Below are 21,264 nucleotides of genomic sequence, written 5' to 3'. Positions count from 1 at the left end.
CACATAATAAAAAACCGCGCATAGCGCGGTTTCATTAGGTTAACTAATTATTTTCAAGGTATTGATAAACGGCCATCATTTCTTGTTTATTTAACTCCCGAATACGATTGAAAATTGGAATATCTGCTACAGCATCAATATTTGAGCTTTCAGTCACGACATCACTAACGTTACCTGTAAGCCAAGTCTGGACGTCAATGCCTTCGACAATTTCTTTACGCCCTTCATCATTAATGCCACTTGCGTAACAACTAACACATGGAATCGTTAACTTATAAACGCCATCGTGAAGTCCATCTTCGGATATGACTTTCTTTCCTTTACAGAATGGACATGGCTGACTAGCTTTTATCTTATTAATTAGAGTGACCAGTTTTTTGTAACCAAACGCTTCATAAACATAGGTCAGCTTTTTGTATTTTCCATTCGTGAAAAACTTATCAATGATGTATTCTCTGGTTTCGGTGATATTCTCAAAATCACAAATCGTAATCTGATTATTCAAGCTAATAGATTCAATACTGCCGCTAATATCGCCCCAGAATGGCAGTGCATTTTGTAATACCATTTCATAGTGCGCAAAGCTCGCTACTTCAAGTTCAAGCATTTTTAGAGCAACTTGTATTTTCCTAGGCAATAGAGAGACATCCTCTGTTAGAACCATATCACCGCCGACAATAGCTTTCATTTTTTCAAGCACCGGTAATTTGCCAACGGTACTGATCGCTTGATCAAGAGGTAGTCCAATTATCTCACGTATATCTGTGTCGCCAAACTTTAGCTTCTTATGATGATTTAGTACGGTCCCTTCACAGATTGGACAGGTAATTAGTATTTTGGATTGTTTAATATGCTCTTTAATAATCGCTTTTGATATCACCATGTAGTTCCCAATGATGTAATTAAAGCCTTCCCAAGTTCTTGTTGCCTTGCTTGCTTTATCATAAAATGACTTTTCCCAATATCCGTACCAAAAAGTATGCTTTTCTGCATCCGTCATCTCATTATAGCTCTTACTGATATCTTGTCCGAGTTCATTCTTAATCTCATCAAAGATGAATTTTATTTTGGGGAATTGATAGAATTTCAGAATATCCATTGCATCTGGATGTAATAAGCCATCCCAAAATGGCACATTTTTATCCTGAAGAACAACTTCAAAATCAAATTTTTCAATGACTCGACGTCCCTTGCAGCATGGACAATGATTGTCTTGATTATAGAAATCGAAGCTATTTGTATCTTTATTAGTTGGATGTGCAGTTACAATTTGGTTGATCAAGCCACCAATTTCATATAGAAAAGTATATTGACTATATAAGTGTCTTTCCAGATCAATGGCGATGACAGGTGCAATGGTATCTGATTCATATTCACCATATATCAAACGCGCCATAGAGGATAAGCTTTTTAAGATGCCACCTTTATAAACGTTTTCCGCATTTTTAAAGTAGGCAATTTGATTTTCTTTTAGATAGTTAATGCCATTTTGTTGACGCAGTGTTGAAGAAATCTGCAATGGGGCGACATGATCTTCACTGTTTTGCTCGAGATAATATTTTTGATGACCGACAACTTCTAGATGCTCAACAGGTTCAAGCTGTCTTTTACCAAAATCAACGATAAAATCAGAGTTTTCCAGCATATACGAGTTATGTTCAATCATCATTATGGAGACCGATTCGTCCTGAAGAATGACTCTGATGCTATCAATGAATTGATTTAGAATATTTTGTGATAACCCTTTGGAAGGCTCGTCAAAAATGAAAAGTGTTTTGGGGTTTCTTGAACCTGAAAATAGCTCGGAGACTAAATGAACACATTGAAATTCACCTGTGGATAAAGACTGTGTTTTTCTTTCCAACGTTAAATAACCCAGCCCAAGCTTGATTAATAAACTTAAACGTTTATGAGCGATGTCTTCATTTGGCAGTTCATCAATAATATCTTCAATTGAGCGCTGAAAAATATCATCAATCTCTTCGCTATATTTTGTGAGCTTTCTCTTAATATCAAGAAAAGTCGCAACCGTAGACCGGCTGGTAATCGATTGATTTCGATCCTGCCCCACAATCACCAGCTTATCCTTGGGATATCGCTTCACAAAATCCTTGGACATACACTCATTGACCAATGTAGATTTACCGCAGCCAGATTCCCCAGTGAACGTTACAAGTCTATTACGGGGAATCTGAATTTCGGCGATTTGAATATTACGACAGTAAAGATCATGAAAATGATAATATTCAGTTGGAGCTGTCTGATTTATTTCTCCATTGATGGGCGCCGGACGTGGCGATTCTTCAACGATTTTCCCGCCATATTTACCACTTCCTGGTCCAAAGAACAATTGCTCGTCCGTTATGTCTAATACGGTATCCGAATGATCAATAAGCCAAATTTGATTCTTAAATCCTAGTTGTTTTATCTGCTCTAATATTTTTAAAAGGGTTTGGTGATCCAGACCCACAGAGATTTCGTCAATGATAATTACTGTATTTTCACTGGTTGCCATGAATTCTGCCAAGTAAAGTCGTGTTAACTCTCCACCTGACAAGGTACCCATTATACGATTTAAGGTTAGATAACCAATATTCATATGGATTATGTTCTTTAGAATGTTTTGTTTACCTTCACTAATGTTTAGAACTTCTGCTAGAGAAAAAATGGTTTCAATGCTTAAGTCATTAATATCGGAAATACTCTTGTCTTGGTCTAATAACTCCATTTTGTATTGTTCAGCTTCGTGATTATATCGCTTACCCTTACACTTTTTACATTCGACATTTTTAGTAGTGCCGCGACCTTTACAATCTGGGCACCAGCCTAATTCATTATTAAATGAAAAAACCTCTGGCGATAGGTTATATTGTTCAGCAATCGCAACTCGAATCTCTGTGAACACACCCGTATGTGTGCCAATGGTTGAACGAGGATTGGAAGAAATAGATGATCTCCCTAGAAAAAGTACAAGTGGCATTTCTTCCATCTGAATCGCACTGAAATTAGTCTCCATAATGTTAGGGAATAAATACTGATATTCTGCCTTTGGCAATAAAGAAACGAGACGTTTCTTGGATTCTTCGCCGATGGTTTGACAAAAGGTGGTTTTACCAGATCCGGATAAACCTGCAATCCCTAGGGATTGCTCAACTGGAAGTACTGCATCTAACTTATTAATATTGTTCGCAATCAATCGGTTGATTTTCATAGTGGTATCATCTCATCTCCATTCTCTTCATTTAGTATTGCCATCATTTATTCCATTAAAAAGGGCACTTTCCATTTTCAGAAAAGCGCCCTATTCTTGAAATTACAGTTCTGCTAATACTTTTTCAAGCTGACTGCCCATATTCGTCCAAGCATATTTAGCGCCCTCGATAGCACCTTGGCGAGCTTTGGTCTCTTCACTAAATCCAGATTGAGCAAGATGCAGATGAACCTTACCATCTTCCTCTTTGCTCAAAGTCCAAGTAACTGTAGTACCTTCCCCGGCACTATGCCAAGTATAGGATAATGTATGTGGCTCATCTACTACGAGAACCTCGCAATCTACAATACCATCCCACCATTCATTTGGCTCTGCACGAAATTGAAATTTATGCCCTACGACTGGTTTAAAGTCATTGCTCCAAATCCATTTCGCAAGTGTATCTGAATCCGTCAAAGCGTTCCATACCTTCTCGATGGAGCTTGTAAATTGATAATCTAAGGATACATCTGGTTTCATTATTCTTCCTCCAATAAAAGTTTTAGTTTATCGATTCTTTCTTTCCAGAAGCCTTCGTAAAAAGATACCCAATCCCGAATTTCTTTCAATGGATTGGCATTCAAACGATACCTCGTTTCTCTACCAACCTTTCGAGCAACTACAAGATCAGCCTCTTTAAGAATAGACAAGTGCTTAGATACTGCAGTACGGCCCATATCAAAATGAACCGTGATTTCATGTAGGGGTAATTCATCAACATCAGCCAGGATTTGAAGTAATTTTCGCCTTGTTGGATCTGCAACAGCGTCATATACATCCCTCACTTGACTATTATCGTTCAAAACCACCCCCACCTTTTCCGTAATATTACCTGTAGTGTGACCAATTATACTTCATCAGCACCCAATTGGACACCATTTAGTGTCATATTGATTATAGGACACCAAATGGTGTCGTGTCAAGGTCCTTAAAATTTTAATATTTGATCTTTCAATGGAATAAGGCGTAAATATCGGTGCCTTGTTATTTTATTGCTCCCGTTCCCTGTATAGAAACTTTAACATTTACATCAAAAACTGCTTCGGGATAAATAGACTGCCATTGCTCCCATTCCTTATCCCCTTCATGCCGGGTAGCTCTATAGAGTAATCCAAAACCGAACGGATCTATCCCGTTTTTTTGCAGCTTTTTCAGCAAGCTTGATATCTTCGTCTTTTCTTCCTGTTCAACATGCTTTTCAAATTTAGTCCAATTTTCCTCATACACCTGATTTACGAATTCTTCTACAACTCCACGCATTTGAATAGATACACGAATAACTGGTTTATTCTTATTGTTTGTATCAATCGTATAACGTCTCTTCAACTGTTCAATTGCCAAGACAAAAGGTTGACTTACCATTTTTGTGGTGATTTCGAAATGAGGATAGCTATGAAGAAGTTCTTTAAAGACGCGCGTTTCATCTGTTGTCAAAATCGTTTTTATTTTATGTTTGTCTAAAAGAGCAACCATATCAATTTTGTATACCTCTTTTTCGGTCTCGATAATAGGCAAGTAGGGGTCCATGCCCTTTTCCGTCGTTCGACGATAGAAATCATAAAGGTGTTCGGGAACCGTGAACGATGAGATTGATCCCGATTCGGACAGACTTAATAACAATGCATTACCTGAAAAATTTTCTGATTTTGGTTTCATTTTAAGAACAGTCTCCGCGTTGGGCTTCCCTAATGCCACCATCCCCTCCATCGGAATATCGAATCTTCTTGACAGCCAATTAAGTGGCTCGTTGATACTCTCATGGGCTAATGATTCACCCAAAATACATATTTCTAAAAGACCAAAATTAAGATCTTTCGATGATTTTGACCTTATTCGTCCGATCGCGCCTGATATCGTTTCGGAATTTTCGCTTATAATTTGAATATTATTCACAGAAGGATCAAATTTTTGAGCAGGTAAAGCTAATTTCAATGTCACGCGATATGGATTTTTTACATCATCTGATTGATCTACTCCGATGGCGATTACGAATATTCGTTTGTCGATATCCTTGAATGCACAACCCGATTGTATAACCACTGTAAAGCAGAGAACCAATAGGATAATGTTTCTCATACTTTACGCTTCCATTTCATTACAGCAAACAACGCAACAAGCGCGACCATCAGAAATTCGGTATAAAATCGCAACTCTAGCCAATTGACTGTATGGTTTATGATTTGTTTTAAAGTGAATGTACTGAAGTAGATTACTGTAACAATGGTAAGTAGGCAACAAATTGCCCAAGATAATAGTTGTTCCTTTCGAAGATTATTTTGAAATTTCATAGAGAAGCATCCTTTCAACAGCTCAAGTCCAACATGAATGGTTACAGACGCATACACTAAGAGCAAAAAAAGGACGATGAGAAAATAAGGCATAATCGTACGTGAGAATAACCCTGACATCATACCAATTGAATCTAATGCAGAATACGTGGGGGCTATATAATTCCCCACCCCGTAAGTGCCATGAATTCCAATGGAAATAATCAAACCAGTGACTAATATATGCAAATTAACAATAAGGACAATGGGAGTGTATTTCCATTTGATTTTGCTGGGAACAACTCGATTAAATACGATTAAGCCAACAAATCCGGAGAAAACACTATTTGCAGCCGTAATCGTTCCCCATTTCGGCCAAATGAATGCATAATCTGCCATTGCTTTAATGGAATTCCACTCTATTCCTTGACTAAAGATGGCTTTTGTAAATGCATAGTACATTAAAGGAATGCAAATAAAAAGAACGATCTCAAGCGTACTTAAAATTGTTTTGCTTGACCTTGTAGCTCCCCAAGATACTGCAAGAAAAATAAATACCATAATAGTAATTGTGTTTACATCTGTTAGATATAAATTAAAAAAGGTTGATGCGTACCCTATCATGATGCATCCTTTTGTTATAGTCATAATTGAAAAGAATATTAATAATGATATTCTTGCTCCTGCCGGCAAAAACATCCGAAAGATTTCAGGCAAACCCTTCCTTGGAAAATAACCAAGTGACTTGGTCATTGTTACAAGAAATATCATGCCGCTAACCGCACTTATCACAATAGCCAGCATGCTTCCATTAAACCGTTCATTCAATAAAAGGGTATATAATAAAAGACCTGTGATGGTGATCCCATCACACCATAAAACATAAAAAACATATCGATTCAAGGAAAAATATCCTCCTTTCCTTTATAATTTCCCGAATTTTTCTTGTTCTCCGATAAACACTTTTAAATAAGGTTTCCCAAAGCTTTTTAAATCGTTCAAGTAAAGGATCAAACAAAATAGTCCTGCGATTAGACCTACATATCCAAATAAACTAGCTAACAAGATGAAAGGATATTTGACAATCCGTAATGCGAAACTCATAGCATTGATCGGCACGACAAAATTGGCAATGCCAATGGCGGAAGTTACGATAATCATGATATTGCTAACCAGATTTGCCTGCTGCGCAGCTTGTCCTAGAATTAGTCCACCAACTGTCGTTGCCGCTGCGCTGATCGACTTGGGAAGCCGTATACTAGCTTCGATTAAGGTATCGATTAAGAACATCATAATGAGCACTTCAATGTACGACGGATAAGGGATACCCGCACGACTACCGGCAATAGAGAAAGCGAGCTGGGCTTGAAACAACTCAGGGTTGAAAGAGACCAGAGAAATATAAATGCCAGGAAGTAACACAGTAATGAAAATGCCGATATAACGAAGTACCACAAGACTAAAACCGACCCATAACTGCTCAAAAGTATCATCCATTGAGGAAATGAAATCATAAAAAGTAGCCGGAGCGATTAGAACGAATGGGCTACCTTCCACAAGTATAACGATTTTGCCTTGTTTCAGATTTAACGCGACGCGATCTGGTCTTTCCGTAATCATCAATATAGGAAAAAGCGAGTATTTTCGACTAGTAAGTAATCTTTGAAGGTGTGCCGCCGAAAGAATGACATCCGGTTTGACCGAAGCTAGCTGCGTTTGAAGTTCGCTCAATACTCCCTTATCAACTAGTAGACTGTCATAAATTAAACCGACTTCTGTCTGTAGTAATCCACTAACCTCTCTTTTCTCATAAACAAGATTTGGGGAGGGATAACGATTCCGAATCAAATTGAGATTTGTATCAATCACATCGCTGAATGAACGTTGCGAGCCATATATCGCTGTTTCCGAGCTTGCATCCCCAAGCTGATTATTGATCACTTTTTTCGCACTGAACAAGAAAAGCTCATTTTCCATTTGAATACAGGCATGACCAATCATCAACTTCTGTAAAATGTCTTCGTCCTTCTCCGGTTTGCTGATGTCAAGAAGAGAAGTAAGATAATCGTTGAATTCCTCTTTTCCTGGGCATTTTAGTATGGAGATGATCAGATCATCCTTAATTTTCTTTTCATCGCAAACGCTGTCCAAGTAGAGGATCTCCAACTCGATATCCTGAATTCGGACGATTTCCTCCTTCATATCACTTGAGGAAGAAAGCTGCTTCTTAATTAGTTGAAAAGCTTCGATCATGATGTAGCAATCCTCCAGTTCGTTTTTGATATCATTTCCTTTTATTCTCAGTTTTATCCTATGTAAATATACTAGTAATTGAAGGAACCATGTTCATACTCCTAGTTCTAAAACAAAAAGGCAGGAACAAGGTTTATCACCTTAGTCCTTGCCTTTCAATTACCACGTCAATTCAACTCATTACATTTTTACTCAATAAAGCGGCAACACTTCTTGTTTAAGCCCTGAAAAAAGTTCTCCCGATTGTTCAAAAAAGGTGTCAGGCAAATGATAGTAAGCATCTCCCATAGATACGACTTTTAGTTCAGGAATGATATACATGCCCATATAGGTTCCATCCTTGAGGTTGAACTTTAACTGATACGATTTTCCTTGGGATTGCGCCTCTGCAATAGCCTCGTATTCTTTATTACTTAAATCAGCTGTTTTTGCGCTGTACAGCCCATCAATGATAGACTCCACAGAAGCATGATCTGTCATTTTCTTTAACACGTCATTTCCCACATGATTAAGAACTTGGATATCTTTTTCATGCTCTTTTAGATTAGACATATCCAGATATTCCTTAGCGGTCATCGTAGAATCGTTAGTCTTCGCCACGATTTCTGCCAAATAATAATGCTCCTCAACTTTAACAGCGATGCGGAATTGGGATGGGTACGTCGGAATCTCATATAACTTACCTCCAACAGCGAACGTAGACGAAAAATCCTTTTCTACAACTTCTCCTCCATTGTTCTTCCCAATCTCTTGGTTAATATCAAAATCTATGGTACCAAGTGATTTTTCAGGCTTCATTCCTGTGAACTTAAACTGAGCACCATCATTTACGAATGCATAACGAAATCCATTGTAATTTAAAATTTTCCGAACTCCGGTAGGCGCTGAGACTGGCGTTTGCTGCGAGATTTGTGGTGAATTCGTTAATGATGACTTTAGAGGAGATGTATAAATGGCCACTCCTAACACAAGTGCAGCACAAGCAGCCATGGTTCCCCACTTCGCGTATGTTCTCTTATTAGTACGCCTCGCAGTGTCGGCCTTTTCCACCAGATTGCCGTCTACATAACCAATAGTCTTAAATAGATCTTTATTATTCATAGATTATAGCCCTCTTTCATAAGGTATAATTGGAGTTTTTTTCGTGTTCTAAAAAGAATCGATTTCGTTTTACTTTCACTTATTGAGAATCGAGTTGCGATATCAGCCAAAGAATCGGAATACCAGTAACGTCTCAGAAAAATATTCCGATGATCTTCGTTAATCTTCAGCAGGAAATTGCTTATGGATTCAGCGATTTGTTCTTCCTCATATTGACTTTCGACATTGTCTGGAGAGGATAAACAATCATTTAATTCATCAAGAATCGTATCGAATGTTTTATTCCGCTTTTTGGCCATGTAATAATCGTGTTTATTTAACGCGATATTTCGTGTGATTCTCCCCAAAAAAGCTGAGAGCTTAGCAGGCGTCTTCGGCGGTATCGTTTCCCACGCTCCTAGAAAGGTATCGTTCACGCATTCTTCCGAATCTTCAAAATTAGACAGAATGTTATGAGCAATCTTGGTACAATAATTTCTATATTTTTTGGATGTTTCTTCTATTGCTGTTTCCTTGCGGGCAAAGTACAGCTGTATGATTTCACTATCGTCCACTCCATCACTTCCGTTCAGTTTGATTAAGGCCTCACTTATAAAGTAAGAAAAGAAGGGTTTTGGTTGCAAAAAAGTTTTTTTTCTTATGTACTAGTGTGGGAAATCATTTTATGTCTTCATAAGCTTCGACATTCAATGCCAATAATATGACGTGTGATCTTATCCTTTTGATTCATATGAAAAAAGCCGGTGTACCCTATAATGGGCAACACCGGCCAATATATTAAAAGTAGAAACTATAGAGGAATTGCTGCAGCTTCACGATAGAAGCATAGACGCTCCGCGATTTCGTGAACTGACCTTTTTTTGTTCAAATCATGCTATTCAGCCACAAACCGTTTATTGTTTAAATCCAATTTGTAAAAGATATCTTTTGCCTCTGCTTCTTGTGTACCTGCTCCAACTGGTGGATGGACTACTAAGATATTATTTTCGACACTTGGTAAAGGCTCAGCTTCTGAATAAAGAAGTGTTTTCGAGACTTGATCCTTCTTTACGATTTCTAATGGGAATACATCTTCATTTTGCTTATCAATCGCGAAAATATATCCTTCCACGCCATGACCTGTTTGATATTGAGGAGTAAGGATGTAAACCTCAGCTTCTTTAAAACTCAGCTTCTCAAAAGATATTTTTTTGCTGGATGGTCGGAAAAACAAGTAATTGGGTAGTTCCATTAAGACTTTGTCCTGATCTCCCTGTCTGTAGATAATAGAGTAATTACTCTGAAACGTCTGATCACCCTCTTGTCCCATCGTGCTCGATACGACCAAATGCCCAAGTTCTTCTCTACCTTTGGCTATCATCAATAATGTTCCCTTTTCCGTTTGCTGTTCCGCCCGAATTGATTTATCCTCATTTACTGCGTCAATTACAATAGAATCCATGAGATCGTTTTTTGGAAATAAGCTAACCTCTGATAGTTTTTGTTCCTGAGTAGATGAGTTGATTTGTTGATGGTTACAGGCAACGAGTAAACTAAATGCTAAAACCGATGATGCTACTTGCAAAATAAGCTTGTTAATTGTAACCCTCTCACTTTCATTTACAGCTGGGGTACAACTGCTCCCGAATTACAGTCCAGTCTGTATTCATAATTGTTTTATAAACCACGGCTTAATTAATGGTATTACCATGGCTGGTTGCATAGCTTTTGTATGATCCATTTGGCTTCCCGTTAGCACTTCAACATCCCAGCCTAAATCACACAGCTTCGTCGTATTCTTCTTTAATATCCCAGCAATATCAACGGTAACATTTCCAAAATTCTCACCATATACGATAGTATCATTTTCTCCTGCAAAAGCTAATTTTGGAAGACTAAGCAATTGGTGAATACTACGATCATCAAAAGCAGTGAGGCTCTCGTATAAGGCAACAAATTGAGCTGTTACACGGGTATCCATTGATACTTTGATGTTGTCCCAGTCTATCTCATCAGGATTCTCTGTTTCCATAGAGCTTTTTTCAGCTGCCTCATTTTGATTATTCAAAGCTTGGGTATGTGTTTTTTGAGTTACAATCAGCATCTCTTGATAGGGACCATTATAAGGCGGAAAACCTCCCATGACCAAGCTTTCCAGACGATTTGTTCTGATAGCCAATTGTAGTCCAATTAAAGCTAGCCAGGAATAACCGTAGTAGCTAAAGCTCTTAACGTTCATTTCATCAGCAATGAGGAGCAGATCCTTCACAATATGGTCTACGGTTAAGTTGTCCACTGGATGTTGAAAGAGATGACCTTCATAATCAAAATAAAGCACTTGAAACGTATCCGCTAGACCTTCAACAAAATGTTTACCTAATTCAGGATCTACGCCCCATAGCTTTAGATTTTCTGCCTCCTGATTGTACACGGATTTTTTAGCGATAGGTAACATAATGGTTGGACGATCTGATCCTCCTGTCAATCCTACTTCTATTGCTGAATGGTTGGTTAATCGTATGATTTTTTTCAAACAATCCTCTCCTTACTGTTTCATAAAAATATCATATAACATTCATGCAATCTTTCGGTTTATCTCATACTAAGCCTTGATATATCTAATTAAATTAGATTTAATGTTGTTGTAGCACTTGAAGGTTTAACTTTAATGTTCTGGAGTGATGACGATTATGGGAGATAATTATACACCAACAATAATAGCTAAGAAATTAAATGTAAGTACCACTACATTAAGAAGATATGAAGATCAAGGCTTAGTTCCAGAAGTCCCGAGGACTCCTAGCAATCGCCGGTGTTATACAGACATTCATGTCCAAGCTTTTATTACGATTCGGGAACTTTTACAAGGATATGAGATTCCAGTTGTGTACGATGTGATGAGAAAGATTAAAGCTCGGCAAATTGAGGATGCACTTTGGTCAATCAATCAGGAACAGTTTAATACACAAACGGAAAAGCATAGGTTAGAGGATGTGTTACGCATGTTCCGAAATGCAGATTTATCAAAATACAACGATTTAGAGGTCACAAATGCAATGACTATTGGTGAAGTTGCACAAATGGCAGGCGTTAAGCCTTCAGCCATTCGACATTGGGAACAAGAAGGCCTTATTACTTCTAACAGAAACAAAGACAACGGCTATAGGGTCTATACTATAACGGAATTAAGAAAGATTATACTGATCAGCAGTTTAAGGAAAACCGTGTATTATATCGAGAACATGAAACAACTCCTGAATGAAATAGAGACACAAAACTATAAAAAAGTAGAATTGTCATTCGAGCTTGCGTTACAAAAATTAAACAGTCAATTAATGAAGCAGTTTTTAGGGATCGCTGAGCTTATGAAATATGTGAAATACTATTAAACTTGATAACTTGATAACTTGATATCAACAAGCAATCTTCCCAAAAAGAAGAAAACTTAACTCAAATACCAGTGCACCTGCATACCCCTTCTTTCGGCAAGAAGTCCTTACAGCAATAAACATATTCTGGCTCAGAATCGAATGCATAGATTTTTTGGAACATAATTAATCCTTCTTAAAATCATTTATAAGAACACAAAAAACTCCTCCCTTAAGGGACGGAGTTGATTTCGCGTTACCACCCTGATGGGTGTATTCATGAATACACCCTCTCTGTTATCGTCCAATAACGATGCCCCCTTGTAAACGGCAGAATCTCGGAACTATTTAGACAGCCGCTAGTTTATTGAACTAACGTGTCCCGTTAGTTCAGCGAACTGGTGTATTAAGATCTAAGTATATTTGTATTCCCGTTTAGCATATCTTCAAAAACTGGTCGTTGAACTTTGTTTATTTGATCCAGTGAGATATCGTTAATATCCCAAAACTGTAATTTCAACGATTCGCATAGATCGTCCTGATATCTTATCGCATCCCCATCCTCAGATAAATACTGATTATAATCAGTCCAGGCATTGAAAAGAAACATAACAAAAACAACCTTGTTGCCATCAGGATAGGAGTATTCCATCCTTGGACCGCTATATACAGCGTAAAATTCACAATCCGTAACAGTTAATCCTGTTTCCTCAATAACTTCCCGGATCATTGTCTCTTGGATAGTCTCACCTGGATTCATGCCTCCGCCTGGTAATCCCCAGTCTCCGTAATCGGATCTTTGCTGCAATAAAATTCTTCCTTTACTATCTCTTATAATTGCTCCGCCAGTTACAACAATCCGCATTTATAGTAGCTCCTTACTTGGTAGAAATACATAAGTTGATTATTCTAGGCTTTTAAGGTAAAGTCCTTTCAAGAATTGAATTGTTGAATTATTCTGCCCGTTACTTTAATAGGCTTCAGATAAAGCCGGCAGCAGTTGTTATTGTGCTATAGTGTCCCGTTAGCTAATTGATTACCTTTGAAAAGTGAGTCAGTATTTGAAATGTATCCATAAATGAAAAATGTATTGTTTTCTTCTCTATACGGAATTCTTAATTCATGTAAAATCGAAAGAAATTCTTTACTTATGTCAATTAATTCAGGAGGAAGCAGATTCCCCTTGTGCTTCTGATACCTTGGTCTAACCCGTATCCATTCTACAGAAAAAAAAGGTGAAAGTCCTTCTATCCAATCCCCTAAATACCAGACGTCGGTTTCAAAGTTCTCTGGATAAAGTACATCATCTAATACATACTTAGCTTGATATGGCGGGGTAAAAGGGAGTTTATTTATTACATCACTTTGTAAGTTTCCCCACTTAGTGTCATTCATAACTGAACATAATTGTTTCTGTGTAATAACTTCATGTACCCTTTTTTTAAAATCCAGTTCATAACCCACAATAAAAAAACCTCCTGAATAAACAACATAAAGCGGCATCAGAGAAGGCGAATCGTACCTTATCGCGGCCTTTAAACGACAAAATGGTGCCGATAGCCATCGCCCCATAGCTGCAAAGAAATAATGAGCCTAATCCGACAGTGCTCGCATGATGTTGGATTTCGCCTCTGCCGCAATCGCTTCATTCCCATCATCGACCGCTTGCATCAAGATCAGTACGGGGATGTATACCGCGATCAGCCGCGCCAGCAGCTTCGTTTCCTCGTCCGCTCCTCCGTAAGTTTCGAAAAACACGCCGCGAGCGTAAGGTGGTAAAAAGCTGTAAGCAACGCTCAAATCGCAAGCCGGATGGCCTACGCTCAGATCGCCCCAATCAATGATGCCGGAAACGATCCCGTTCTCATTCACAAGCATATTTTTGAAATGAAGATCGCCATGTAGCAGTACATTCACCGCCTCGACACGGTCCGTTTGCAGCCTGCTAATATACGCTTCGATCACACCGGATTCCTCCGGCGACAAGTGTTCAACCACCTTCGATAGAAAGCCCTCCAATTTCACTTTGCGCGATGCTATGTCCGTCAAGCTTCGATGATCTTGCTGAACTCCGCACTTCAGCGCCGCCTGCACCGGAAACTCATGCAATCTCCGCAAAAATTTCGCCAGCGTCTCTGCCGATAAAGCCCGGCGTTCTTCCGTCAAACCGATGGGGAAATCTCCTGGCACGTAGGCATAGCCAAGAAATGGTGCCGGGTATTCGTCACTTGCTTCACCATAAAACAACGGTTTCGGATAGGGGATGGTCATATATGCCTCCAGCTTCGGCAGCAGCTTCCCTTCCATACGAATCGAGCCAACTGCAATCGTTCTTCTTGGAAACCGGAACACGTACTCATCACCGATGAGAAAAACCGTATTGTCCCAGCCCCAGCCCAATCGCTTCACTTGCTTCGATGACAGCTGAGAAAATTGTCTGCCGATCAGCGTCCGCGCCTGCTCTTCGTTAACCTCCCACTCCGCATCCCATACATTCGTTCCTCCCATGAAATATCTGCCTCCTCGTTCCTTACTTTATTTAGACGTTTACATTCCCTGAAAGTTACGCATAACTGCCCGTTAGCACAACGAAGCTGCCAATTCATGTCGGCAGCTTCGTCCTGGTGTTATTGAGCTATAGTGTCCCGTTAGCCATCCATGCAGCGCAAGCCCAGCGTTAATAAACTACGCTGCTCAATAATGAATTTTCATTTCCTACATGGGCATCTACACAATCATATAGTCATTAACCTACATATTTGTAGGCATAGGGTATTCGACTTATGATAAGGGGATGTTTAATTTGTACAAACAAATTCAAAAGCATTCGTATGGTAACTATACTCATTTAAGAAAAATTTCTTTGCTTGATATGAAACAAGGCGATGTAAATGGGGACGGAATAATTGATAACGTGTATTTATATGGAGATAAATCCAATGGAATCTTTGCAGATAATATTACGCTTATTATTCAAGATGGACTTTCTAATCAAAGTACAACGGTAAATCTTCAAAACAATGCGGGATATAGTGCTAGGCTATTCCTTGGGGATTTTTCTAAGGATAATGTACAGGACATTTTAGTAAGTATTGATTCTGGAGGAAGCGGCGGATATGGTACTTTTTATATTTATTCCTTCAAGAATAACATTCTACATGAAATGTTTGATGTTGAAAAATATAATAAAGAGTATAAGTTCAATGTAATTTATGAAGATTTTTACAAAGTGAGCGTAGGAAGTCCTCATCTTGACGTGTTGTTTACAATAGACATTAGTAATAAAGACTATGACTACTTATCACAATATTACAAAGAAAATGGTAAACTTAAGCAACCAATCAAAGGTGAGGTTCTTGCTTTAGGTGCATTATATCCCATAGTTACAAACGAAAAAAGTATGGGTTATGATTTACTTGCTATTCAACGTATTATTGGTACTTCTAACTCCGATACAATAGGGTATGTCGAAAACCTAATGACTTGGAATGGCACTCAATTTACATCCTTACGATTGTCTGTAGCTATACTTGGTACGAGGTTAATCAGCCTTTACTGATCATTTCTGTAATGGTATTCAGAGAGGCATTAGCCGCTCACATTCGTCCAATCCATCAAATTCATTCCTATGTATCAATAGACTTTTTCCTTAAACTAAACTGCCCGTTAGCACAACGAAGCTGCCAATTCATGTCGGCAACTTCGTCCTGGTGTTATTGAGCTATAGTGTCCCGTTAGTTGAACAAGCATGCTTTCTTTTATTACATAATATCTTCGTACTGCGTAACAATCGTTAAGACTCTCGATGAAAAAGCTTCTTTAAGATAACGGCAGAATACATAAATGAATACACATTTCTTTACTGGATATATTAAGTTTGTTTGTATAGTGAATTAAGATGAAAGAAGGATAATGGCTCATGAAGGTATTAATTTGCTTTGTAATCCTAATATCAATGGTTGGAACACAAAGTCCATTTTGCAATGCAGTTGAGAAGCCGCTTGAGGACTCAAGGGAATTACAACTTCAAGATATGCTTGTTTTGCAATTACTACCGCATATGCGGAAATAAACTTGAAGAGGTATACTCACATGTATTTACTGTACCGGTTCAACCCGATATTTATCCTTATTTTGTTGATGTGAAGCAAATCGAAAGGGTTAATGGCTTCCGTGGCTTTGATTTTTTGATCACACTTGATGCGCATCCAACAATTGGCCCTCATATCCCTATCGGCGAAGATGTTTTTACATATCGGATCTCACCATTTGGAATTGAACTCAAAAAATTTGAACATCTTAAAGGACCAAATAAGAATGACTTTCCCTCCAATTATCAAGATCTATTGAAGTAACGGGAAACTTCAGTCCATCAACATGGCGGCAGTATGACTTTGTTTTTCGTTCAGAGATACCGCGAAAGACTGAGTTTTCTCACTGCACTCCCTTACTGCACAGTTTGCGTCAAATGCGACATAAAACCTCTACTTATCTTGTTTAACATAACTGCCCTTTAGTTTGTAATGGCGACAAAGCTCTCTCCGACTTTCGCCTCGGAGTTGCGCGTATATTTGAGTGGTCGATGCCTTGTCATGACCGAGCATTCCTTGAATGAAGTCTAAGGGAGCACCATTATCAAGGAGTTGGCATGCATATGTATGTCAAAAGCGATGCGGGTACACATTCACTTCAAGTTCTCCCCGATCTGCAAGCCGTTTTATTGCCCACCTAATTGTAGGTATAGCCATTCGTTTTGTTGGATGCGTATCGGTAACAAATAAGGCTTTGCAGGAATCCTCACGGCTAGCCAGGTACTTTTTTAACCATACTTTGCACTCTGTCGTAACGTAAACTTCTCTTTGCTTCGATCCCTTGCCATTTACGATTGCTGAGCAGTTCTCCCAGTTTAGATCTTCGATGTTGATCTTTTCTACCTCCCCAACCCGGCAGCCGGTACTATAGTGAAACTCAAGCAGTGCTCTTTCCCTGACGGACTGACATGAGATTTTCAAGTGTATGACATCTTCTTCAATCAAAAACTTAGGAATGCGCTTATCTAATTTGGGTTCTCTCAATTTCAAAGAAGGATTTGAAGTCAGATACGTCTCTTCATAAGCATAGCGGAAAAGAGAACGAACAAAACGAATTCGATGACCAAGGCTGTTTGGCTTCTAGTAACTATCAAATCTAGTTTGCTTCTAGAGAGAGGTTTTAATCTGCCTGCAGTATTAAACTAGCATTTCCCGTTAGCTCAACGAATTAGTGTTTTGTATCTTAGTATATTTTTATTTCCATTTAGCAAATCTTCAAAGACAGGCCGTTGGACGCTGTTTATTTGATCCAGTGAGATGTCGCTAATATTCCAGAACTGTAATTTCAATGATTCAAATTGATCATCCTGAAAATTTATCATATCTCCATCTTCTGATAAAAGTTCATTATGATTAGTCCAGGCATTAAAAAGAAACATAACGAATACTACCTTGTTCCCGTCAGGATAGGTATATTCCATTCTAGGGCCGCTATATACTGCATAAAATTCACAATCCTTAACAGATAATCCGGTCTCCTCAATAACCTCTCGTATCATTGTCTCTTGAATAGTCTCACCTGGATTCATTCCTCCGCCCGGCAATCCCCAATCGCCGTAATCCGATCTCTGCTGCAATAAAATTCTACCTCTGCTATCTCTTATTATCGCTCCGCCGGTTACAACAATCCTCATATTCTGATGACCTCTCTGCTCACTAATATTTAATTTTATATTAGCGCATATTGGAAATACTCTGCCCAATAGCTTAACGTTAACAAGAGCAGCTGCCATGGTAGCAAACTGCTCCTGGATTTTTAAACTAAAGTTCTCCGTTTGCGCAATGAACGGCATAACTATTGTCGAAGATCTAAATCATACATCTTCTCATCCTTTCGAACGGAATATAAGAATATTATTCACCAATTTCATGTTATTTCCTGTTTTTGTTATTTAACTAATCTGCCCGTTAGTTTAATAAAAAAGAGCAGGATACGAAGCACCTACTCATCATTGTGTGTTGTTGAACTAACGTTTCCCGTTAGTTGAGAAAATAATCATCCTTCAATTTTAGTTACATTAACCCTGTCTAATTTTACATCAAGAGTTATAACAACTGGACCTTCTGGTGGGTTATGAGGACCTACTTATGAAAAGACCATAATTGTTTTTGCGAAAATTTGTGAATGGAGTTTTTGTTTTTCATCCATGTATTTCCTTTCACTATTAAAATATAAACAGCTATGGCAAAATAAATTGCACTCCAAATCCAGTCTGAGAGGGTTATTAAATGATGCTCATATAAGTAGTTGATGTACCAGATCCCCACCGGTAAATGTACAATAATTGCGGAGACTAATCCTGGATTATACATGCTTTTTGCTCTTATATTAATGACGACTCCATGGAAAATGATTTGGAAAAAGCCCATTAAAATAGGTGCCATCCCCAGCCATACTACTGACGGGAAGAATACAGGGAGCAAGTAGAACACATAGGCGATAGCCACATTAATAATCATTGCCGACTGTTTATTTAATGGATAGTTGTTAGGGGATTCACTTTTAAAAAGGGCTATATTGAATATGCCTGGAAAGTACCCTGGCCAGCGGTATTCCTCAAACTGATGAAGAAGGATCGCCACAAAGCTTAACCATAATATGCTGTTTATCCGCGGTATTGTTTCCCAATTCATTAGAAGATACATGCATATAACAATGCCAATGAATAGTCCTATATCCTGCCAATATTTTCTCAAAAAATTCATTTAATCACCTCAATCTGAGTTTATTAATGAAAGTATCTTGCAAAGAGCAAGTCAATCTGTTCCTCTATAGGTGCAATCTTCACGGAAGCTCCTGTTTCTAGAATAGGACTCATAAGTGCTGGTAGAAAAAGCGCTCCAAAAATCTGCATCGTCATGGTCATCAGGTGCTCTGGCTGCTGTTCATCGGTTAACTCTCTTAAAGTATTTTGTATCTTAGGAAACCCCAATAGATTCAAAAATGATCCATATTCATGCTGGGAGGAGAAAACGGTATTGCCCATCAGGATGATTCTGGAGAGCAATTCGGGATATTGACGGATCACTTGCAAATAATCTAGTAAAAATTGCTTCAATCTATCCCGTGAGGGTATAGAGAAATCGTCAAGTATGGCAAAGGTATGCTGAAAGCTGTTCAATATCAATTTGATGGACTCGCTAAACAAGTTTTCTTTGGACCCAAAGTAATAGTTAACTAGAGCGACATTCGTGCTTGAGGCTTCTGCAATTTTTTTTATAGTGATCCTTTCAAAGCCTTCTTGTTTGGTCAACTCCAGTGTGGCACGCATAATCTTCTCTTTTGTTTCCAACTTTTTGTCTGTCTCCATAGGCAACCTCCAAGTATATTTACCCTGATTTAAACAACATTTTAAATAACGTTTTAAATGACGTTTAAACTTATTATAGCAATATTTTTCCTTTTTGCAACTTTTATTTATCCGGAATCAAACCAAGTCTCAAAGTCTCATTGTGACTATCCTACCCGTTAGTTTAATAATAAAAGGAGCTACCCTATAGGAAGCTCCTCCACTATCGTTTCAAGTTTGTTTAACAATCTAGATTTCTGCACGCCGTGACCGTTTATCTAATGTCCATGAGCAAGGATGTTGATAAGTTTGCCAAATGGGTCGCGGACATAGAATCGCCGAACACCCCAAGGCTCATCGACAGGTCCATATTCTATCGTATATCCAGCACTCTTCATACGTTCAAACACTGCATCGACATCATCAACTTCAATCGATAGATCAGGAGTAGGCGTATTGGAGCCGCCCTGTGATGCGAAGCTTATTTGAATGCTCTCCTTCCCCAGTAAGCCGTATGTTTCAATCCAACCATGATCCATCAATAAATCAAGCTCGAGTACGTCCTGGTAAAAGCTTTTTGCTGCCGAAACATTCTGCGTTTTAATATTTGTGACAATTCGTTTCACACTCATTCTCAGACCTCAATTCTAATGGTATACTTTTTTAATTTTATTCAATGATCCTGTCCGTGAGCGGAATATCCGATTTTTATATCCAATCCTCGAAATGATCTGTTACAAACCTAATCTCACTCTCATAGTGGGCCAAGTGACCCTCATCAACCATTTTCTGAAAGGCAGGATTCCCATCAGCAGCACCATTTCTCAACGTATCACACAGTACTATCAAACGTTGTATAATCCACTGTCGCAGATTATTTGGAACGGGAATTCCATAAGCTTCAAAAAACAAATGAATTCGCCGACGTCGCTCTACGTCATGCATTTCACATTGGTATGCTACTATGGTTCCAGAAGTATGGTCAGGTGCAAAACTCGCTAGTGGAACAGATGTGTAAAGGGTGTACGCAATGTCCCACATACGCGGACCTGGACCTGCCATGTCAAAATCAATGAGCGCCACAGGAGCCTCCTTTTGAAAGACAACATTATACAACGCTGCGTCGTTATGACAGATCACTTCATGTTCGGCATCCTCGGCATAGCTGAGCTGCCATCTGTCCTCCATATTGGGCCTGAACACTGTAGTCACATCATGGAAACGACGTATAAGGTGTGCCAGACCCACAAGGGTTTCGTCCGTCCACATATACGGTTCAAGGTTTGGATAATTATTCCCTGGAACTTCTCCAGGAATAAATGTCAATATTTCACGACCAGAATCATCGATTCCGAGGAATTTTGGTGCTCCCTCATAGCCCTGTTGTTCCAAATGTTTGAGTAGTTCATGAACATTCGGACTCCAATAACCTAAAGGGCGGCGAACAGTGTTCGCCATACGGACTATATGATTTACATTACCGCCTTTTAACACTTCTTCCTTAGGCATTAGGTTCATTCCTTTTCTTTTCAGTGCATTACCTGTTGCAGATTTTGACCTGTTAGCGATGAAAACTCCCTCTCTAATAATAACAATATTTACAAGTTATTGTTTAGAAAGAACAATTATAACTATACTGTCCTTTAAGATCATTGCTGGCATTTG

21 protein-coding genes and 1 pseudogene are annotated in these 21,264 nt (G+C 38.6%); 3 read left to right on the top strand and 19 right to left on the bottom strand.

Annotation, left to right across the window (positions count from 1 at the left end):
- Nucleotides 1–43: 43 nt before the first annotated feature.
- From MKX41_RS08040 to MKX41_RS07995, 10 genes are all read right to left on the bottom strand, one after another.
- Nucleotides 44–3,211: an ATP-binding cassette domain-containing protein gene (locus MKX41_RS08040; protein ID WP_340969452.1), complete on the bottom strand. Its 3,168-nt coding sequence runs from the start codon at nt 3,209–3,211 to the stop codon at nt 44–46.
- 102 nt (nt 3,212–3,313) lie between these two features.
- Nucleotides 3,314–3,730 (bottom strand): SRPBCC family protein, encoded by a 417-nt coding sequence (locus tag MKX41_RS08035; protein ID WP_340969450.1) that lies wholly within the window; start codon nt 3,728–3,730, stop codon nt 3,314–3,316.
- Entirely contained in the window at nt 3,730–4,059 is a 330-nt protein-coding gene (locus MKX41_RS08030; protein ID WP_081951121.1) for an ArsR/SmtB family transcription factor, read from the bottom strand. Before MKX41_RS08030 ends, MKX41_RS08035 begins: the two co-directional genes overlap by 1 nt.
- A gap of 175 nt (nt 4,060–4,234) precedes the next feature.
- Complete coding sequence (locus tag MKX41_RS08025) at nt 4,235–5,326, bottom strand: Ger(x)C family spore germination protein (RefSeq protein ID WP_339248262.1); 1,092 nt, start codon at nt 5,324–5,326, stop codon at nt 4,235–4,237.
- The gene (locus MKX41_RS08020; protein WP_339271344.1) at nt 5,323–6,420 is read right to left on the bottom strand and encodes a hypothetical protein; all 1,098 of its coding nucleotides are present in this window, start codon (nt 6,418–6,420) and stop codon (nt 5,323–5,325) included. The genes MKX41_RS08025 and MKX41_RS08020 overlap by 4 nt, the downstream gene beginning before the upstream one ends.
- Before the next feature lie 21 nt (nt 6,421–6,441).
- A complete protein-coding gene (locus tag MKX41_RS08015) occupies nt 6,442–7,770 on the bottom strand; it encodes a spore germination protein (RefSeq protein ID WP_339248256.1) in 1,329 nt (442 codons plus the stop codon).
- Nucleotides 7,771–7,962: 192 nt separating this feature from the next.
- On the bottom strand, nt 7,963–8,871 hold the full coding sequence (locus tag MKX41_RS08010) for a hypothetical protein (RefSeq protein ID WP_340969447.1): 909 nt from the start codon (nt 8,869–8,871) through the stop codon (nt 7,963–7,965).
- Nucleotides 8,868–9,425 carry an RNA polymerase sigma factor gene (locus tag MKX41_RS08005; RefSeq protein ID WP_340969446.1) on the bottom strand — a complete coding sequence of 186 codons (558 nt, stop codon included), beginning with the start codon at nt 9,423–9,425 and terminating at the stop codon, nt 8,868–8,870. The genes MKX41_RS08010 and MKX41_RS08005 overlap by 4 nt, the downstream gene beginning before the upstream one ends.
- Nucleotides 9,426–9,745: 320 nt before the next feature.
- Nucleotides 9,746–10,435 carry a hypothetical protein gene (locus tag MKX41_RS08000; RefSeq protein ID WP_340969445.1) on the bottom strand — a complete coding sequence of 230 codons (690 nt, stop codon included), beginning with the start codon at nt 10,433–10,435 and terminating at the stop codon, nt 9,746–9,748.
- A gap of 81 nt (nt 10,436–10,516) precedes the next feature.
- Nucleotides 10,517–11,383, bottom strand: a complete 867-nt coding sequence (locus tag MKX41_RS07995; RefSeq protein WP_340969443.1) for an alpha/beta fold hydrolase — start codon at nt 11,381–11,383, stop codon at nt 10,517–10,519.
- A gap of 157 nt (nt 11,384–11,540) precedes the next feature.
- Here MKX41_RS07995 and MKX41_RS07990 point away from each other — a divergent pair, with 157 nt between their 5' ends.
- Entirely contained in the window at nt 11,541–12,239 is a 699-nt protein-coding gene (locus MKX41_RS07990) for a MerR family DNA-binding transcriptional regulator (RefSeq protein WP_340969441.1), read from the top strand.
- A 385-nt stretch (nt 12,240–12,624) separates the two neighbouring features.
- Here MKX41_RS07990 and MKX41_RS07985 read toward each other — a convergent pair whose 3' ends face one another.
- The 3 genes from MKX41_RS07985 to MKX41_RS07975 all read right to left on the bottom strand — a co-directional run bounded on the left by MKX41_RS07985 (nt 12,625) and on the right by MKX41_RS07975 (nt 14,726).
- The gene (locus MKX41_RS07985; RefSeq protein ID WP_076286185.1) at nt 12,625–13,083 is read right to left on the bottom strand and encodes an NUDIX domain-containing protein; all 459 of its coding nucleotides are present in this window, start codon (nt 13,081–13,083) and stop codon (nt 12,625–12,627) included.
- Between the two features lie 146 nt (nt 13,084–13,229).
- Nucleotides 13,230–13,682, bottom strand: a complete 453-nt coding sequence (locus MKX41_RS07980) for a DUF6678 family protein (RefSeq protein WP_340969440.1) — start codon at nt 13,680–13,682, stop codon at nt 13,230–13,232.
- A gap of 129 nt (nt 13,683–13,811) precedes the next feature.
- Nucleotides 13,812–14,726, bottom strand: coding sequence for a phosphotransferase (locus MKX41_RS07975; protein WP_340969438.1), 915 nt, complete (start codon nt 14,724–14,726; stop codon nt 13,812–13,814).
- A 295-nt stretch (nt 14,727–15,021) separates the two neighbouring features.
- Here MKX41_RS07975 and MKX41_RS07970 point away from each other — a divergent pair, with 295 nt between their 5' ends.
- Entirely contained in the window at nt 15,022–15,777 is a 756-nt protein-coding gene (locus MKX41_RS07970; RefSeq protein ID WP_340969437.1) for a VCBS repeat-containing protein, read from the top strand.
- A gap of 424 nt (nt 15,778–16,201) precedes the next feature.
- Nucleotides 16,202–16,573, top strand: coding sequence for a DUF3888 domain-containing protein (locus tag MKX41_RS07965; protein ID WP_340974840.1), 372 nt, complete (start codon nt 16,202–16,204; stop codon nt 16,571–16,573).
- Nucleotides 16,574–16,702: 129 nt separating this feature from the next.
- Here MKX41_RS07965 and MKX41_RS07960 read toward each other — a convergent pair.
- From MKX41_RS07960 to MKX41_RS07935, 6 genes and pseudogenes are all read right to left on the bottom strand, one after another.
- A pseudogene (locus tag MKX41_RS07960) lies at nt 16,703–17,230 on the bottom strand (tyrosine-type recombinase/integrase).
- A 239-nt stretch (nt 17,231–17,469) separates the two neighbouring features.
- Nucleotides 17,470–18,042 carry an NUDIX domain-containing protein gene (locus tag MKX41_RS07955; RefSeq protein WP_340969436.1) on the bottom strand — a complete coding sequence of 191 codons (573 nt, stop codon included), beginning with the start codon at nt 18,040–18,042 and terminating at the stop codon, nt 17,470–17,472.
- Nucleotides 18,043–18,391: 349 nt separating this feature from the next.
- A complete protein-coding gene (locus tag MKX41_RS07950; protein ID WP_340969435.1) occupies nt 18,392–19,015 on the bottom strand; it encodes an HXXEE domain-containing protein in 624 nt (207 codons plus the stop codon).
- A gap of 23 nt (nt 19,016–19,038) precedes the next feature.
- Complete coding sequence (locus MKX41_RS07945; protein ID WP_076286965.1) at nt 19,039–19,620, bottom strand: TetR/AcrR family transcriptional regulator; 582 nt, start codon at nt 19,618–19,620, stop codon at nt 19,039–19,041.
- Nucleotides 19,621–19,877: 257 nt separating this feature from the next.
- The gene (locus tag MKX41_RS07940) at nt 19,878–20,231 is read right to left on the bottom strand and encodes a VOC family protein (protein ID WP_340969434.1); all 354 of its coding nucleotides are present in this window, start codon (nt 20,229–20,231) and stop codon (nt 19,878–19,880) included.
- A 76-nt stretch (nt 20,232–20,307) separates the two neighbouring features.
- Nucleotides 20,308–21,108, bottom strand: coding sequence for a phosphotransferase (locus MKX41_RS07935; protein WP_340969433.1), 801 nt, complete (start codon nt 21,106–21,108; stop codon nt 20,308–20,310).
- Nucleotides 21,109–21,264: the final 156 nt, after the last annotated feature.

The sequence above is a fragment of the Paenibacillus sp. FSL R5-0475 genome (assembly GCF_038004585.1).
GTDB lineage: Bacteria > Bacillota > Bacilli > Paenibacillales > Paenibacillaceae > Paenibacillus_AQ.
The sequence above is the reverse complement of the archived record's forward strand: the minus strand, read 5'-3'. Positions and strand labels throughout refer to the sequence as shown.

Bases quoted from the DNA above. Each gene is read 5' to 3' on its own strand.
- MKX41_RS08040 (WP_340969452.1), bottom strand. From the start codon at position 3,211: ATGAAAATCAACCGATTGATTGCGAACAATATTAATAAGTTAGATGCA.
- MKX41_RS08035 (WP_340969450.1), bottom strand. From the start codon at position 3,730: ATGAAACCAGATGTATCCTTAGATTATCAATTTACAAGCTCCATCGAG.
- MKX41_RS08025 (WP_339248262.1), bottom strand. From the start codon at position 5,326: ATGAGAAACATTATCCTATTGGTTCTCTGCTTTACAGTGGTTATACAA.
- MKX41_RS08015 (WP_339248256.1), bottom strand. From the start codon at position 7,770: ATGATCGAAGCTTTTCAACTAATTAAGAAGCAGCTTTCTTCCTCAAGT.
- MKX41_RS08010 (WP_340969447.1), bottom strand. From the start codon at position 8,871: ATGAATAATAAAGATCTATTTAAGACTATTGGTTATGTAGACGGCAAT.
- MKX41_RS07990 (WP_340969441.1), top strand. From the start codon at position 11,541: ATGGGAGATAATTATACACCAACAATAATAGCTAAGAAATTAAATGTA.
- MKX41_RS07985 (WP_076286185.1), bottom strand. From the start codon at position 13,083: ATGCGGATTGTTGTAACTGGCGGAGCAATTATAAGAGATAGTAAAGGA.
- MKX41_RS07975 (WP_340969438.1), bottom strand. From the start codon at position 14,726: ATGGGAGGAACGAATGTATGGGATGCGGAGTGGGAGGTTAACGAAGAG.
- MKX41_RS07965 (WP_340974840.1), top strand. From the start codon at position 16,202: ATGCAGTTGAGAAGCCGCTTGAGGACTCAAGGGAATTACAACTTCAAG.
- MKX41_RS07955 (WP_340969436.1), bottom strand. From the start codon at position 18,042: ATGGCAGCTGCTCTTGTTAACGTTAAGCTATTGGGCAGAGTATTTCCA.
- MKX41_RS07950 (WP_340969435.1), bottom strand. From the start codon at position 19,015: ATGAATTTTTTGAGAAAATATTGGCAGGATATAGGACTATTCATTGGC.
- MKX41_RS07945 (WP_076286965.1), bottom strand. From the start codon at position 19,620: ATGGAGACAGACAAAAAGTTGGAAACAAAAGAGAAGATTATGCGTGCC.
- MKX41_RS07940 (WP_340969434.1), bottom strand. From the start codon at position 20,231: ATGAGTGTGAAACGAATTGTCACAAATATTAAAACGCAGAATGTTTCG.
- MKX41_RS07935 (WP_340969433.1), bottom strand. From the start codon at position 21,108: ATGCCTAAGGAAGAAGTGTTAAAAGGCGGTAATGTAAATCATATAGTC.